Source organism: Agromyces humatus (assembly GCF_021228295.1).
Classification (GTDB): domain Bacteria; phylum Actinomycetota; class Actinomycetes; order Actinomycetales; family Microbacteriaceae; genus Agromyces; species Agromyces humatus.
The window spans coordinates 1-15,780 of record NZ_JAJQPD010000010.1 but is presented as its reverse complement, the minus strand read 5'-3'; the positions used below and the strand labels follow the sequence as shown (position 1 = coordinate 15,780).

Sequence of the window (15,780 nt, the reverse complement as noted above, 5' to 3'; positions counted from 1 at the left end):
GGTCCGCACCCATAACTGCTGCGACGAAGGAGCAATGGTGAATCATCGAACTCGAACCGGTCTCAGGGTCGGCGCCATCACGGCATCGGTCGCGGTCTGCGGCGCGCTCGCATTTGCCGTGCCCGCCCAGGCGGCCGTTCAGACGAACACCCAGCCGCTGCGCGATGCCGTCACCGTCGAAGCCGTCATGGAGCATCTGGACGCGTTCCAGGCGATCGCCGACGCAAACGGCGACAACCGTGCGGCCGGCACATCGGGCCACGACGCGTCCGTCGACTACGTCGAGGGCCTGCTCGACACGGCCGGGTACACCACCACGCGACAGGAGTTCACGTACGAACGCACCGACTTCGGCGACTCGGCGCTGCAGCAGCTCGCGCCGAACGCCGTCGACTACGTGCTCGGGGTCGACTTCTTCCCGATGGACTTCTCGGGTGACGGCGACGTCACCGCGCCGGTCACCGCGGTCGACGTGAACATCACGGGAGACCACGCGTCGACGAGCGGGTGCGAGGCGGCCGACTTCGCAGCCTTCCCCGCCGGGAACATCGCGCTCATCCAGCGCGGTACCTGCGCCTTCGCGGACAAGGCCGACAACGCCTCTGCCGCCGGAGCAACCGCGGTCATCATCTTCAACCAGGGCAACGTCGTTCCCGGCGACGACCGTCTCAGCCTCTTCGGCGGCACGCTCGACGAGCCGGTGCGGTCGATCCCCGTCGTGAGCGCACCGTACGCACTCGGTGCCGAGTGGGTGACGACGGCCGGGCTCGAGATGCGGCTGAACCTCGAGGCCGAGGTCGTCGAGGTGACCACCGAGAACCTGCTCGCGGACACCACCACTGGTCGCACCGACCGCACGGTCGTCGTCGGCGGACACCTCGACAGCGTCGCGGAAGGGCCCGGCATCAACGACAACGGATCGGGCATTGCCTCGATCCTCGAGACCGCGCTGCAGATGGCCGAGCTCGGCATCGAGCCCGAGAACCGGGTGCGATTCGCCTTCTGGAGCGGCGAAGAGGACGGCCTCATCGGGTCGAGCTTCTACGTCTCGCAGCTCTCGGCTGCTGAGATCAAGGGCACCGCGCTGAACCTCAACTTCGACATGGTCGGCTCGCCGAACTCGGTGAACTTCGTCTACGACGGCGACGGTGACGCGCTCGGCATTTCGGGCCCGAACGGATCCGGTGTGATCGAAGACGTCTTCACCGACTTCTTCGCGGGCCAGGGCGAGCCGACCGCGCCGACCGACTTCGACGGCCGCAGCGACTACTTCGGCTTCATCGAGGCGGGCATCCCTGCGGGCGGCCTCTTCACCGGAGCCGAGGGCATCAAGTCCGCGGAGCAGGCCGCGATCTTCGGCGGCACCGCCGGCCTTGCGTACGACCCCTGCTACCACGCCGCGTGCGATGACATCATGAACCTCAACGAGGACACCCTCGACCTGATGGCGGATGCGATCGCGCACTCGACCCTCACCTTCGCCGAGACGTCCTCCGCGGTCAACGGCACGGGCAAGGGCAAGGCGGTCGGTCAGATCGACTGGGAGTTCAAGGGCAGCCGCGCGCTCCGCTGATGATCGGCACTGACGGGGCGGGGCGAGCGATCGACCCGCCCCGTCAGTCTTCTCCGGCGTCCTAGGCTGGGAGGGTGTCGCGTCGCATTCGATTCCGCCCGCTCGCGGCGTGGCGCGACCCCGAACTCGTCTTCCGGGGCCTGTTCGCCGATGCGGCCTACGCAGTCTGGCTCGACGGAGGATCGGACGCCGATTCAGGCATCAGCGTGCTCGCCGCCGCCCACGCCACGAGCGAATTCGTCACGGTCGACGCCGCGCGCGGCACCGTTATGCGCAGCATGCCGGCCGGTGCGGATCCGCGCGGGGTATCGCACGAGGCCTCCGTTTTCGAGGTGCTGGCCGACGGGCTCCGCGACGCCGTAGCCGAGAGCGACGGCGCGGAGGTGCCCGGCCCGCTGGGCTGGTACGGCTGGTTCGGGTACGAGCTCGGCGCACTCGTGAACGAGGTGCCGGCCGATCAGGCCGAGACGCCCGACGCCGCGTTCCTCTTCGTCGACCGTGCAGTCGTCTTCGATCACGGCGCCCGTTCCGTAGGCCTCGTGTGGCTGGAGGGCCAGCCGGTCACCGCCGGGGAGGTGTGGGCCGACGAAGTCGAACTCGCCGTGGCTGCGCTCGACGACGCCCGGTTCCCGGCGGATGTCGTCGAGGTGACCGGGCAACTTCCGACCGTGCACTGGCGCCACCGACCGGGGCGGTACGCCGAACTCATCGCCGAGTGCCAGGCGGCGATCGTGCGTGGCGACGCCTACCAGCTCTGCCTGACGAACCGTGTCGACGTCGACACCCGACCCGACCCCGCCGCGACGTACCTCGCGCTTCGCGCGTCGAGCCCCAGCCACCACGGCGGCTACATCCGGTTCGGCGGACTCGCGCTCCTCAGCGCCTCGCCTGAACAGTTCCTGCACGTCGACGCCGACGGTCTCGTCTCGACGAAGCCGATGAAGGGAACGCGTCCCCGTGGCGCCGATCCGCTCAGCGACGCCGCCCTCCGGCGCGAGCTTGTCGAGAGCGACAAAGAGCGTGCCGAGAACCTGATGATCGTCGACCTCATGCGAAACGACCTCGGGCGCATCGCCGAACTCGGGAGTGTCTCGGTACCGAACCTCCTCGACGTCGAGGAGTACGCGCACGTGCACCAGCTCGTCTCGACGGTGCAAGCGAGGCTGCGTCATCCGCTCACCGCGCTCGACGTCGTGCGGGCGGCGTTCCCGGCCGGATCGATGACGGGGGCGCCGAAGGTGAGCGCGATGACGATCCTGCACGGCCTCGAGGCAGGACCTCGCGGGGTGTACTCGGGCGCGTTCGGGTACCTCGGCGTCGACGGCAGCGCCGACCTCGCGATGGTCATCCGCTCGATCGTGCTCACGCCCGCCGGGGCGAGCATCGGCACCGGCGGTGGCATCACCGCGCTCTCCGACCCCGATGAGGAGATCGAGGAGACGCGGGTGAAGGCGCGGGCGCTGCTCGCAGTACTCGGGGCGGCGACGCCCGGCGATGAGTGAGTAGGCTTGAGGTTCGAGCGCGCCGCGATGCAGCGTGCCCTGAACTTCGGGCGACGCCCCCGCCGACACACGATTGAGAGTCACGTGGCACACGATCACGACCCTGCACACGCCGACAACGGCGCGTACGACTTCGCCGAGATCCAGGCGAAGTGGCTTCCCGAGTGGGACGAGCTCGCGCCGTTCCGCGCCGGGGTGTCGGGCGACACTCGGCCGCGCAAGTACATCCTCGACATGTTCCCCTACCCGTCGGGCGACCTGCACATGGGCCACGCCGAGGCGTTCGGCTACGGCGACACGGTCGCACGGTACTGGCGTCACCAGGGCTTCGATGTGATGCACCCGGTCGGCTGGGACTCGTTCGGCCTCCCGGCCGAGAACGCCGCGATCAAGCGGGGAATCGATCCGCGCGCATGGACCTACGAGAACATCGAGCAGCAGAAGCGGTCGTTCCGCCAGTACGCGCCGTCGTTCGACTGGAGCCGCGAGCTGCACACGAGCGACCCCGAGTACTACAAGTGGAACCAGTGGCTGTTCCTGAAGCTCTACGAGAAGGGCATCGCCTACCGCAAGGCCGGCCAGGTCAACTGGTGCCCGAACGACCAGACGGTGCTCGCGAACGAGCAGGTCATCGACGGTCACTGCGAACGATGCGGCTTCGTCGTCACGAAGAAGGCGCTCACCCAGTGGTACTTCCGCGTCACCGACTACGCCGACCGCCTGCTCGACGACCTCAACCAGCTCGAGGGCGCCTGGCCCGGCAAGGTGCTGTCGATGCAGCGCAACTGGATCGGCCGGTCGGCCGGTGCCGACGTCGACTTCGAGATCGAAGGCCGTGACGAGCGGGTCAGCGTGTTCACGACGCGGCCCGACACGCTCTACGGTGCGACGTTCATGGTCGTCGCGCCGGATTCCGAGCTCGCAGCCGACCTCGTGGGCGGGGCACCCGCCGAGGTGCAGCAGCGTTTCGCCGACTACCTCGACACGGTTCGCGCCGAGAGCGACATCGATCGCCTCGCGACCGACCGGCCGAAGACCGGCGTGTTCCTCGAGCGCTACGCGGTGAACCCGGTGAACGGCGAGCGCCTGCCCATCTGGGCGGCCGACTACGTGCTGGCCGACTACGGTCACGGCGCGATCATGGCGGTGCCCGCGCACGACCAGCGCGACCTCGACTTCGCCCGCGCGTTCAACCTTCCTGTCCGCGTGGTCGTCGACACGAACGCGCCGGTCACGGGTGTGATCCCGGTGATCCAGCTCGACGAGCAGGGCGACGCGATCATGCCCGACGACCTGCCGCCGCTCGACCCGGCGTCGACGGGCATCGCACTCGGCGGCGAGGGGCGGCTCATCAACTCGGGCCCGCTCGACGGGCTCTCGAAGTCCAATGCGATCCGCCGAGTCATCGAGGTGCTCGAGCAACGCGGACTCGGGCGGGCGGCGAAGAACTTCCGCCTGCGCGACTGGCTGATCTCGCGCCAGCGCTACTGGGGCACGCCCATCCCGATCATCCACTGCGCCGAGTGCGGTGAGGTGCCCGTGCCCGAGAGCGACCTGCCCGTGCGGCTGCCCGAGGCCGCCGGCCTCGACCTGAAGCCCAAGGGCTCGAGTCCGCTGGGTGCGGCCGAAGACTGGGTGAACGTCGCCTGCCCGAACTGCGGCGGCGCGGCGCGGCGCGACTCCGACACGATGGACACGTTCGTCGACAGCTCGTGGTACTACCTGCGGTATCTGAGCCCGAACGACGACACCAATGCGTTCGACGTCGCCGAGGCCGAGAAGTGGCTGCCGGTCGACCAGTACGTCGGCGGCGTCGAGCACGCGATCCTGCACCTGCTGTACTCGCGATTCATCACGAAGGTGCTCTTCGACCTCGGCTACCTGAGCTTCACCGAGCCGTTCACCTCGCTGCTCAACCAGGGCATGGTGATCATGGACGGCGCGAAGATGTCGAAGTCGAAGGGCAACCTCGTCGAGTTCGCGAGCGAGCTGTCGGCGCACGGCGCCGACGCGCTGCGCGTGACGCTCGCCTTCGCGGGTCCTCCCGAAGACGACATCGACTGGGCGGATGTCTCGCCGGTGGGTGCCGCGAAATTCCTCGCCCGCGCGTGGCGCATCTCGGGTGAGGTGACCTCGTCGCCCGACGTCGAGTGGAAGTCCGGCGACGCGGCGCTGCGTCGCGTCACGCACCGCCTGCTCGCGGACGCGCCGGGTCTCGTCGAGGCGTTCAAGTTCAACGTGGTCGTCGCACGACTCATGGAACTCGTCAACGCGACGCGCAAGACGATCGACTCGGGCGCCGGCGCGGGCGATGCCGCCGTGCGTGAGGCCGCCGAGATCACGGCGATGATCCTCGACCTGTTCGCGCCGTACACGGCTGAAGACATGTGGCAGCGTCTCGGCTACGAGCCGACCGTCGCGCTCGTGCAGTGGCGCAAGGCCGATCCCGCGCTCCTCGTCGAGGAGTCGGTCACCGCGATCGTGCAGGTCGACGGCAAGGTGCGCGACCGGCTCGAGGTCTCGCCGAAGATCTCGACCGACGAGCTCGAGTCGCTCGCACGCGCATCCGACGCGGTCTCGCGATCGGTCGGCGAGCGCGAGATCGTGAACGTGATCGTGCGCGCACCGCGACTCGTGAACATCGCGACCAGGGGCTGAGCTGCCCTCGGCTCCACTCGTCCTCGACAGCGGCCCCCGCGGGCGGTTCCGTCGACAGGTGTGCTGACCGGCTCCCGAGTGGGTCTGCACCGCGCATAGCGTGCGGGTATGCCCGCAGCCCATGGACCCGATCCGTTGGGCGCGCTCGATCCCGCTTCGAGGCGAGCGTCGCCACGTCTGCGCGTGAGCGTCGGGGCTGCGGTGGTGCTCTTCATCGCTGCCGTCGCCTTGGCCGCGGTGCTGTCGTTCAGTGCGACGGGTGGTGGGGCGCAGGGCACGATCGGCGAGACGGTCCGCGTGGAGAACCCCAGTGGGGGTGGCGGAGCATCCGCATCCGATGACGTCGCGGTCTCGGGAGCGCCGTTGCTCGTTCATGTGCTCGGTGCGGTGGCACAACCAGGCCTCGTCGAGCTCGAAGCGGGCGCGCGGGTCGTCGACGCCGTCGCAGCCGCGGGCGGGCTCACGCCCGAGGCCGATCCGGCAGGTGTGAACCTTGCACGGCCGGTGGTCGACGGCGAGCAATTGGTCGTGCCGGTGGTCGGCGCCGTTCCGCAACCCGGGGTGGCCACCGGTGGCGCTCCGGGCGGGGGCGTTCCTGCAGGCGACGGGCTCGTTCACCTCAACACGGCCGATGTCGCCGAGCTCGACACGCTGCCGCGCATCGGACCGGCGCTCGCGCAGCGCATCATCGAGTGGCGCGATGCCAACGGCCCGTTCACGAGCGCCGAACAGCTGCTCGACGTGGCGGGCATCGGCGACGCGGTGTTCGCGGGCCTCGCCGACAAGGTCGCTCCATGATGCCCGACCTCCGGCTCGTGGCGCCCGCGATGGCAGCGTGGACCGGCGCGTGGCTCGCGGTCGCGGCGCCTGATGCGGGCATCCCGGCATGGCCGACGGTCATCGCGATCTGGGTGGCCGCGGTGGTGATGCTGGTGGCGCTCGTTTCGGTGCAGGCGCAGGCGGTGCGGCTCCCTCGGGCCACGCGGCCCGGTGGCCGGCGCAATCGCGTGTTGCGTGCCGTGGTGCGCTGGTGCGCGATGCTGCTGATCGCGCTCGCGGCCACCGGCCTGGTGGCGACCTCCGCCGCAGTCGCGCTCGAGGCGCGTTCGCATTCGCCGCTCGCCGAGGCGGCATTGAGCGGATCCGCCGTGAGCGTCGTCGTCGAGCTCACGGCTGCACCCCGGGCGATGTCGGCGCCCTGGTTCGACGGTGGGGCCGACGGCGCGACGACCGAGCTGCCGCAGCGGGTGGAGGGACGGGTGGTCGCCGTCGACGGCATCGGCGTCGAGTCCGTTCCGGTCACCGCGACGGTCGATGTCGCGCCGTCGAAGCTGCAGCTGGGGACGACGCTGTCGTTCGACGCGAACGCCGCCACGCTGCCCGCAGCTGACGCAGCGGCGTTCCGCCTCAACGTCGCGGGCGACGTTCATGTATCCGCGCCGCCGGTCTGGCTCGCGTGGAGCGGAGCCCTGCGCATCGGGTTCGCCGAGGCGGCCACGTCACTCGGCGGCGATGGGGGAGCGCTCGTGCCGGGGCTCGCGATCGGCGACACGAGCGCGGTCGGCGACGCACTCGACGACGCCATGAAGGCGAGCTCGCTCAGCCATCTGACTGCCGTCTCCGGAGCAAACTGCGCCATCGTCACCGCAGCCGCGTTCGCCCTCGCCGGGGCCGCAGGCCTCCGGCGTGGCGCGCGCGTGCTGGTCGCGCTCGTCGCGCTCGTGGGGTTCATCGTGCTCGTGACACCCGAGTCGAGTGTGGTGCGAGCGGGAGCGATGGCGGTCGTCGTGCTGATCGCGCTCGCGTGGGGCCGTCCCGGGGGCGGGATCGCCGCCCTCGCGGTCGCCGTCATCGTGCTGCTCTGCGTCGACCCGTGGTATGCGCGCGACTACGGCTTCGCGCTCTCGGTGTGCGCGACCGCCGGATTGCTGCTGCTCGCCGGCCCATTGGCACGCGCGATGGCACGGGTGATGCCGACCCCGCTCGCGATCGTGCTCGGGGTGCCGCTCGCGGCCCAGCTCGCCTGCCAGCCGGTGCTGATCCTGCTCGACCCCGCACTCGCGCTCTATGGCGTGCCGGCGAACCTGCTCGCCGCTCCTGCCGCCCCGGTCGGCACGATCGCCGGACTGATCGGGTGCCTGCTGATGCCGCTGCTGCCCTCGGTCGGGTTCGCATTCCTCCAGCTCGCATGGGTGCCCGCGGCTTGGATCGCGCTCGTCGCGCACGCAGGCGCCGCCCTCCCCTTCGGGCGACTGCCCTGGTTGCCGGATGCCGCGGGCGCGGTGTTGCTCGTCGCGTGCACCGCGCTCGCCCTCTGGCTGGTCCTCGATCGTTCACCGCGGGTGCGGGTGCGTGCCGCGGCAGTGTCGCTCCTGCTCATCGCGGTCGCCGTCCCGGTCGGCGTCAGCGTCGGAGCCCCGACGCTCGGGAGGGCGATGCGACCGGGGTCGTGGGATCTCGCGGCATGCGACATCGGGCAGGGCGACGCGGTATTGCTGCGATCGGGTGGCACCACGGCGCTCATCGACACGGGCCCCGATCCCGCGGCGCTTCGCCGGTGCCTCGACTTCCTCTCGATCGACCGCATCGACCTGCTCGTGCTGACGCATTGGGACGCCGATCATGCGGGCGGGACATCCGCCGTGGTCGGACGCGTCGACATCGTCATCCACGGTCCGCTCGACGACGAGCGCTCGAGCCGTGCACGCGACCCGCTCATCGCGGGCGGAGCCGAGGCCATCGAAGTGACCTCGGGTGATCGCGGGCTCTTGGGCGATGCGCGCTGGCGGGTGCTCTGGCCCGAGCCGGGCGCGGCGCCCGGCAACGATGCGAGCGTCGTGCTCGATGTCGAGACTCCGGAGTATCGCGGCATCTTCCTGGGCGACCTCGGCGAGGGGGCGCAGCGCCGCCTGCTCGCGGCCGCTCCGATCGGTGCCGTCGATCTCGTCAAGGTGGCGCACCACGGCTCGGCCGACCAGAGCGAGGAGCTCTACTCGCGGCTGAACGCTCCGGTCGGCATCATCGGCGTGGGGGCTGAGAACGGGTACGGGCATCCGACCGACCGGCTCCTCGAACTCCTCGAGGGTACGGGCACGGCCGCGGTGCGGACCGACCGCTCGGGCACGCTCCTCCTGACCGCCGACGAGGCGGGGTTCTCGCTGTGGACGGAGCGCGCCGACGAGGACGTCGGTGCCCGACCGTAGACTTGACGCGGAACGGAGGCACGGGTGGCAGCACGCACAGGGGCCGCTTCGGCACGGTCGAAGACGGCGATCCCGCAATTGGCGTTCAGCGCGGTGCGTCCGGCACCGATCGTGCTGGTGACCGGTCCCGAAGACGTGCTCGCCGAGCGGGCCATCACGATGCTTCGAGATTTCCTCCGCACCGAAGACCCGTCGCTCGAGGTGAGCGACCTCGAGGCCGACGGCTATCGGCGCGGCGAACTCCTGACGCTCGCGAGCCCGTCGCTGTTCGGCGAGCCGCGACTCATCCGTGTGAGTGCCGTCGAGAAGTCCAGCGATGACTTCCTGCTCGATGCGCTCGACTACCTCGGCCAGACCGCCGAGGCCACCACCGTCGTGCTGCGTCATCGAGGCGGGCAGCGCGGCAAGCGGCTGCTCGACGCGATCCGTGCCGGAACGGGGGCGGGCATCGAGATCGTCTGCGCCGAACTCAAGCGCGACGCTGACAAGCAGGATTTCGCGGTCGCCGAGTTCCGTGCGGCCGGGCGCAAGATCAGCCCGGGCGCGTTGCGAGCACTCGTCGCGGCGTTCAGCGACGACCTGCGCGAGCTCTCGGCGGCGTGCCGGCAACTGATCGCCGACAGCCCGGGCGACATCTCCGAAGCGGTCGTCGCGAAGTACTACGGCGGGCAGGTCGAGACCAACGCGTTCGCCGTGGCTGACGCGGCGATCGCCGGCCGCTACGGCGAGGCGCTGATCGCGCTCAGGCACGCACTCGACAGCGGCGCCGACCCGGTGCCGATGGTCGCGGCGTTCGCCATGAAGGTGCGCACGATGGCCAAGGTATCGGGCGCACGCGGGGGCGGTGCGCAGCTGGCGTCCTCGCTCGGCCTTGCGCCGTGGCAGGTCGACCGCGCCCGGCGCGACCTCGCCGGCTGGACCGATGCCGGTATCGGGGTCGCGATCGAGGCGCTCGCGGCGACCGATGCTGCAGTGAAGGGCGCCGAGCGCGATCCGGTGTTCGCGCTCGAGCGACTCGTGGGCATCATCGCGGCACGCGGACGCGCGTAGCCGCCGCTCAGCCGAACTCACCTCGCAGACGACGAAAGCCCCGCCGAAGCGGGGCCCTCATTCGAAGCTGCGCGACTCAGAGCGCTGCGGCCTGCTTCGCGATGGCCGACTTGCGGTTCGCGGCCTGGTTCTGGTGGATGACACCCTTCGACACGGCCTTGTCGAGCTTGCGCGACGCGACGCGAACGGCGTCGGTGGCCTTGTCTTTGTCGCCGCCGGCGATCGCCTCGCGGGCGGCGCGGACGACGGTCTTGAGTTCGCTCTTCACGGCCTTGTTGCGCTCTTCGGCCTTGCGGTTGGTGCGGATGCGCTTGATCTGCGACTTGATGTTTGCCACGTGGTTCGTCTTTCGTTGTCGTGTGGGTACCGGTTGTGCCGGGCGTAGGTAGAGGGGCCTCGCCGGCGAATCGTGCGGGGTGGGACCCACACGGAAGCCAACAGGCAACGATACCAGCTACGTGACGGCCTTGCCAAAGCGTCGGCGTCGTGCCGCGCGGGCCTCGAGTTCGGCGACCGCGCCGAGCACTGCGGCCGTGAAGTCGTCGGGGCGGCTGAGGCTGACCAGGTGGGTGGCACCGGGCACCACGACGAGTCGACCGTACGGCGTGGCACGCAGCATCCGACGTTCTTCGAACCGGAAGTGGTCGAATCGGCCGTTCACGAACCACACCGGTACGTCGATGCGGGCGAGCGCCGCCTCGGGGTCGAGCTCTCCGACCGCCAGGAGGGCCGGCGCCATCACGTCGAGGGCCACGCCGCCTGCCAGCACGTCGTCGACGGCGTCGCCGCGAAGGAAGATCCGCACCATGGCGTCGTTCATCGCCCTGCCGCGGTCGGGCAGCCTGCCGATGAGGTCGGCGAGGCGCCGGTACCCGGAGAGTCCTGCCCCCCTCGGGCGGGCGCCGCATGAGGCGGCCACCAGCCCGTCGATGCGACCCGGATGCCTCGCCGCGAACTCGACGGCGAGGTAGCCGCCCAGACTCAGGCCGACGAGCAGTGTCGGTGGCGGCGTCGCCGGTCGCGAGGGGTCGCGGCCGTCGCGGGCGGGGAGCGCCTCGCGCAGGACGCGCATCGATTCGTCGAGGGTGAACGGCTCGCCGATGTGGGAGCCGTGACCCGGAAGGTCGATCGCGACCGCCTCGATGTCGTGCCGAGCGAGCGCTGCGAGCTGGCGGCGCCACATCGTCGCCGAGGTGCGCAGACCGTGCACGAGGACGACGCGGGCGCGAGGCATCGGTCAGCCCGCCCTGATCGCACCCAGTTCGCGAGCCCTCGCGACCGCTGCGGTACGAGAACCGACGCCGAGTTTCGTGAAGATGTGCACGAGGTGGGACTTCACGGTTGCCTCACTGAGGAAGAGCGTGCGGCCGATGTCGCGGTTCGTGCGGCCCTCGGCCACGAGCGAGAGCACTTCGGCCTCGCGGGCGGTGAGGCGCTCGTTCGACGTGCGCGATGCCTCGAGCCGTGACGAGACCTCGGGCGCGAGTGCCGATTCGCCAACCGCGGCCGCGCGCACCGCCGAGATGAGGTCGGCCGGAGGGGCGTCTTTCAGCAGGTACCCGCTTGCGCCGGCCTCGATGGCGCCGATGATGTCGGCGTCGGTGTCGTAGTTGGTGAGCACGAGCACCCGCGGAGCGCCGGCCTGCGAGCGGATGCGCCGGGTCGCCTCGGCGCCCTGAAGTGCGCCGGGGAACTGCAGGTCCATGAGCACGAGGTCGACGTCGGCCGTCAGTGCGAGGCGTACGGCGTCTTCGGCGGTGGCGGCCTCGGCGACGACCTCGAGGTCGGACTCGCTCTCGAGCAGCGCGCGGATTCCGGCGCGCACGACCGGGTGGTCGTCGGTGAGGAGCAGCCGGATCACGGGGTCACCACCGGAATGCGTACCGAGAGCGCCGTGCCCTCGCCCGGCGCGCTCTCGACCTCGAGTGTGCCGCCGAGTTGCTCCGCCCGTCGGCGGATGGCCCGCAGCCCGAAGTCGCCGATCTCGGAGGAGGAAGCGGGTGCCCCCATGCCCACAGGGTCGAAGCCGACGCCGTCGTCGACGACGTCGAGGGCGATCTCGTCGCCCAGGAAACTGAGCGTCAGCGACGCCACGGTCGCGTCGGCGTGCTGCAGCACGTTCGCGAGCGATCCCTGCGCGATGCGCAGCAGCGCCGCGTCGGTCGCCATCGGCAGCATGACGGCGTCGCCGCTCACGACGAAGTCGACGCGCACGCGCGACCCCGCCTGCTCGGCCTGCGCGGTCGTGGCGCGCGCGAGCCGGCCGAGGGCGGCGGGCAGCGTCTGCACATCGAGTGCCGGGGGAGTGAGCTCGCGGATGAACCGGCGCGTCTCACTCAGGTTCTCGGCGGCCGTCTCACGTGCGAGTCGAAGTCGCTCACGCACCTGATCGTCGACCACGTCTCGTTCGGCCGCGTGCAGCAGCATCTGGATGCTCGAGAGCCCTTGGGCGACGGTGTCGTGGATCTCACGGGCGAGCCGCTCGCGCTCAGCACGGGTTCCGGCTTCGCGGCTCGCCGTCGCGAGCTCTTCGCGCGTGGCGACGAGGTCGAGGATGAGCGCCTGCCGTTCGTGCGTCTCCTGCGACATGGCGCGGTAGCCGAGGCCGAGGACGATCGCGACGCCCGCGCTGATGAGCGGCCCGAGGATGGATCCGATCTCGAGACCGAGGTGCGTCGCCGTGCCCCACACCGAGAGGCCGAAGGTCACGACGACGAGCGGCACCGCGATGGGTGCGGCGAGCACGTGCAGCTCGAGGAAGAACAAGGGGAACGCGAGGAACGCGGCGTCTGGGGTGAGCGCAGACAGGCCCACCCACAGCGCGAGCAGTGTGACGAGCCACACCACGCGCACCCACGTGGGAAGGTGGCGGCGAGCGGCGGCGATACCCGCGCCGTAGCAGGCGAGGAACGCGACGGCGAGCACGGTGATCGCGACTTCGGACGGGTCGTCGGCGAGCAGCGAGCGAACGACCACGAAGAGGGTGAGCCCGACGACGAGCAGGTGCAGGCCGAGCCGCAGCGCCGTGAACACGGGACGCAGGGCCGAAGCGGCGATGCGCTCATCGGTGGGCTCGATGACGGTCATGATGCCTCCGAGCGTAGCCGGAGCGTTTCGCGCGAGGCATCCGTCGAAAGTCGGAACGCAATTCAGCAACGCAACTCATGGGAGAATCGACAGGATGTCCCCTCGAGCCGTAACCCCACCGGTGCCCGCCGCCACCGACCCCGCATTGATCCGCAACTTCTGCATCATCGCGCACATCGACCACGGCAAGTCGACCCTTGCCGACCGCATGCTGCAGATCACGGGCATCGTGAGCGATCGCGACATGCGCGCGCAGTACCTCGACCGCATGGACATCGAGCGCGAACGCGGCATCACCATCAAGAGCCAGGCGGTTCGCATGCCGTGGCAGCTGGGCAACACGTCGTTCGCGCTCAACATGATCGACACCCCCGGGCACGTCGACTTCAGCTACGAGGTCTCGCGCTCTCTCGCCGCCTGCGAGGGGGCGATCCTGCTCGTCGACGCCGCGCAGGGCATCGAGGCGCAGACGCTCGCGAACCTCTACCTGGCACTCGAGAACGACCTCGAGATCATTCCGGTGCTGAACAAGATCGACCTGCCCGCCGCCGACCCCGACAAGTACGCCAAGGAGCTCGCCGACCTCATCGGCGGCTCGCCCGACGACGTGCTGAAGGTCTCGGGAAAGACCGGCGTCGGCGTCGAAGAGCTGCTCGATCGGGTCGTCGAGCGCATCCCGGCTCCCATCGGCGACGCGGATGCCCCGCCACGGGCCATGATCTTCGACTCGGTGTACGACAGCTACCGCGGCGTCGTGACCTACGTCCGAATGATCGACGGCCATCTGAACCCGCGCGAGCGCATCCAGATGATGTCGACCAGGGCGACGCACGAGATCCTCGAGATCGGCGTCAGCGCGCCCGAGCCGCTGCCCACGAAAGGGTTGGGCGTCGGCGAGGTCGGCTACCTCATCACGGGCGTGAAAGACGTGCGGCAGTCGAAGGTCGGCGACACGGTCACGACGGCGGCGAAGTCGGCGACCGAGCCGCTCGCGGGCTACACCGAACCGCTTCCCATGGTCTTCTCGGGTCTCTACCCGATCGACGGCAGCGACTACCCCGAACTGCGCGAGGCGCTCGACAAGCTGAAGCTCTCCGACGCCGCGCTCGTATACGAGCCCGAGACCTCGGTCGCCCTCGGCTTCGGGTTCCGCGCCGGATTCCTCGGGCTCCTCCACCTCGAGATCGTCACCGAACGGCTTCGCCGCGAATTCGGGCTCGACATCATCAACACCGCACCGTCGGTGATCTACGAGGTCACGACCGAAGACAAGAAGACCGTCACGGTCACGAATCCGAGCGAATTCCCGACCGGAGCCAAGATCGCCGAGGTGCGTGAGCCCATGGTGCGCGCCGCGATCCTGGCGCCGAAGGACTACGTCGGCACCATCATGGAGCTCTGCCAGTCGCGCCGCGGCACGCTGCTCGGCATGGAGTACCTCGGTGAGGACCGCGTCGAGATCCGCTACAACATGCCCCTCGGCGAGATCGTCTTCGACTTCTTCGACCAGCTGAAGTCGAAGACTGCCGGATACGCCTCGCTCGACTACGAGCCCACGGGCGACCAGGCCGCCGACCTCGTGAAGGTCGACATCCTGTTGCAGGGCGAGCAGGTCGACGCATTCAGCGCGATCGTTCACCGCGAGAAGGCGTACGCCTACGGGGTGCTCATGACCGGACGCCTGCGTGAGCTCATTCCGCGCCAGCAGTTCGAGGTGCCCATCCAGGCCGCCATCGGCGCGCGCATCATCGCTCGCGAGTCGATCCGCGCCATGCGAAAGGACGTGCTCGCGAAGTGCTACGGCGGCGACATCAGCCGCAAGCGCAAGCTGCTCGAGAAGCAGAAGGAGGGCAAGAAGCGCATGAAGATGGTCGGTCGCGTCGAGGTGCCCCAAGAGGCGTTCATCGCCGCGCTCTCGGGCGACACCGAGAAGAAGGACGCGAAGAAGTAGCTGGCGTGCGGCGGCCTCCGAACTCAGTTGTCTTGCGCCCTCGGCCGACAACCCGCGTTGCCAACCTGGCTCCGGCCGTACTGCTGATGATCGTCGTCCCGATCGTATTCGCTCGTGAGCACGGCGGAGGCTGGTGGTGGCTGGCCGCGACAGCGACCGCCGTCGCTGTCGCGCTTTGCGTCCGAGCATGGAACTACTCGGTGGTCCTCGAAGCCGACTGGATCATCGTGCGCGGCCTGTTGTGATCCCGCAACGTCTCGCGTCGTCGAGTGCGTCGAGTCACGGAGTTCGCGTGGATTCATTGGTCAGATCGCAACGGACGAATGCGACGCACGCCACTCACACTCTTCTGGCTCCCCAGCGTGTTCGCGCCCGAGTTCTACCACGAGCATGCTCGGGATGGCCTGCGCCGCGTCCAGAGGTGGGCTCCATCGGAGCCGGACGCTATGCAACTTCGTCTGATCGGTTCCACCCCACCGGCAGCTCATTGCTTGGTACGCGATCTCGCATGCTCAGAAAGCGCCAGTGCTGCCGTACAGAGTCGACCTCTCACGCGGCCGTTGCGGTGTCGGGTAGGGCGTATCGGGCCTTGCCGCCGAGTCGTGGGGTTCGGCTGGGATCGATGTGCGGGGGTGGGATGAACCAGACGTCGGTCGTGGTGGCGCGGATGTGCCAGCCTTCGCGGTGTATTCGGTGGTGGCAGAACGAGCAGAGCATGACGCCGTTGCTGAGGTCGGTGGGGCCCGTGTCGCGATG

The 15,780-nt window shown here is 69.6% G+C and carries 12 protein-coding genes and 1 pseudogene; 8 read left to right on the top strand and 5 right to left on the bottom strand.

Annotated elements, in window-relative coordinates:
• The first annotated feature begins 37 nt into the window (after positions 1 to 37).
• The 6 genes from LSF15_RS15560 to holA all read left to right on the top strand — a co-directional run bounded on the left by LSF15_RS15560 (position 38) and on the right by holA (position 9,986).
• Positions 38 to 1,573: a M28 family peptidase gene (locus LSF15_RS15560; RefSeq protein WP_232499476.1), complete on the top strand. Its 1,536-nt coding sequence runs from the start codon at positions 38 to 40 to the stop codon at positions 1,571 to 1,573.
• 74 nt (positions 1,574 to 1,647) lie between these two features.
• Positions 1,648 to 3,075, top strand: a complete 1,428-nt coding sequence (gene pabB / locus LSF15_RS15555; protein ID WP_232499475.1) for an aminodeoxychorismate synthase component I — start codon at positions 1,648 to 1,650, stop codon at positions 3,073 to 3,075.
• Between the two features lie 84 nt (positions 3,076 to 3,159).
• Positions 3,160 to 5,733, top strand: a complete 2,574-nt coding sequence (gene leuS, locus LSF15_RS15550; RefSeq protein WP_232499474.1) for a leucine--tRNA ligase — start codon at positions 3,160 to 3,162, stop codon at positions 5,731 to 5,733.
• A 108-nt stretch (positions 5,734 to 5,841) separates the two neighbouring features.
• Complete coding sequence (locus tag LSF15_RS15545) at positions 5,842 to 6,531, top strand: ComEA family DNA-binding protein (protein ID WP_232499473.1); 690 nt, start codon at positions 5,842 to 5,844, stop codon at positions 6,529 to 6,531.
• Positions 6,528 to 8,936 (top strand): ComEC/Rec2 family competence protein, encoded by a 2,409-nt coding sequence (locus tag LSF15_RS15540; protein WP_232499472.1) that lies wholly within the window; start codon positions 6,528 to 6,530, stop codon positions 8,934 to 8,936. The genes LSF15_RS15545 and LSF15_RS15540 overlap by 4 nt, the downstream gene beginning before the upstream one ends.
• Positions 8,937 to 8,960: 24 nt before the next feature.
• On the top strand, positions 8,961 to 9,986 hold the full coding sequence (gene holA, locus LSF15_RS15535) for a DNA polymerase III subunit delta (RefSeq protein WP_232499471.1): 1,026 nt from the start codon (positions 8,961 to 8,963) through the stop codon (positions 9,984 to 9,986).
• Between the two features lie 76 nt (positions 9,987 to 10,062).
• Here holA and rpsT read toward each other — a convergent pair whose 3' ends face one another.
• From rpsT to LSF15_RS15515, 4 genes are all read right to left on the bottom strand, one after another.
• Positions 10,063 to 10,323: a 30S ribosomal protein S20 gene (rpsT, locus tag LSF15_RS15530; RefSeq protein ID WP_232499470.1), complete on the bottom strand. Its 261-nt coding sequence runs from the start codon at positions 10,321 to 10,323 to the stop codon at positions 10,063 to 10,065.
• 117 nt (positions 10,324 to 10,440) lie between these two features.
• Positions 10,441 to 11,220 carry an alpha/beta fold hydrolase gene (locus LSF15_RS15525; protein ID WP_232499469.1) on the bottom strand — a complete coding sequence of 260 codons (780 nt, stop codon included), beginning with the start codon at positions 11,218 to 11,220 and terminating at the stop codon, positions 10,441 to 10,443.
• A 3-nt stretch (positions 11,221 to 11,223) separates the two neighbouring features.
• On the bottom strand, positions 11,224 to 11,847 hold the full coding sequence (locus LSF15_RS15520) for a response regulator (RefSeq protein ID WP_232499468.1): 624 nt from the start codon (positions 11,845 to 11,847) through the stop codon (positions 11,224 to 11,226).
• A complete protein-coding gene (locus LSF15_RS15515; RefSeq protein WP_232499467.1) occupies positions 11,844 to 13,073 on the bottom strand; it encodes a sensor histidine kinase in 1,230 nt (409 codons plus the stop codon). The genes LSF15_RS15520 and LSF15_RS15515 overlap by 4 nt, the downstream gene beginning before the upstream one ends.
• 94 nt (positions 13,074 to 13,167) lie before the next feature.
• Between LSF15_RS15515 and lepA the strand changes: the two genes are divergently transcribed.
• Positions 13,168 to 15,024 carry a translation elongation factor 4 gene (lepA, locus tag LSF15_RS15510; protein ID WP_232499466.1) on the top strand — a complete coding sequence of 619 codons (1,857 nt, stop codon included), beginning with the start codon at positions 13,168 to 13,170 and terminating at the stop codon, positions 15,022 to 15,024.
• Between the two features lie 86 nt (positions 15,025 to 15,110).
• Complete coding sequence (locus LSF15_RS15505; RefSeq protein WP_232499465.1) at positions 15,111 to 15,269, top strand: hypothetical protein; 159 nt, start codon at positions 15,111 to 15,113, stop codon at positions 15,267 to 15,269.
• Positions 15,270 to 15,573: 304 nt separating this feature from the next.
• On the opposite strand, the pseudogene LSF15_RS15500 reads toward LSF15_RS15505, so the two are convergent.
• Positions 15,574 to 15,780, bottom strand: a pseudogene (locus tag LSF15_RS15500) (hypothetical protein); the annotation flags it as partial.

Bases quoted from the DNA above. Each gene is read 5' to 3' on its own strand.
- LSF15_RS15540 (WP_232499472.1), top strand. From the start codon at position 6,528: ATGATGCCCGACCTCCGGCTCGTGGCGCCCGCGATGGCAGCGTGGACC.
- LSF15_RS15505 (WP_232499465.1), top strand. From the start codon at position 15,111: ATGATCGTCGTCCCGATCGTATTCGCTCGTGAGCACGGCGGAGGCTGG.
- LSF15_RS15525 (WP_232499469.1), bottom strand. From the start codon at position 11,220: ATGCCTCGCGCCCGCGTCGTCCTCGTGCACGGTCTGCGCACCTCGGCG.
- lepA (WP_232499466.1), top strand. From the start codon at position 13,168: ATGTCCCCTCGAGCCGTAACCCCACCGGTGCCCGCCGCCACCGACCCC.
- LSF15_RS15545 (WP_232499473.1), top strand. From the start codon at position 5,842: ATGCCCGCAGCCCATGGACCCGATCCGTTGGGCGCGCTCGATCCCGCT.
- LSF15_RS15515 (WP_232499467.1), bottom strand. From the start codon at position 13,073: ATGACCGTCATCGAGCCCACCGATGAGCGCATCGCCGCTTCGGCCCTG.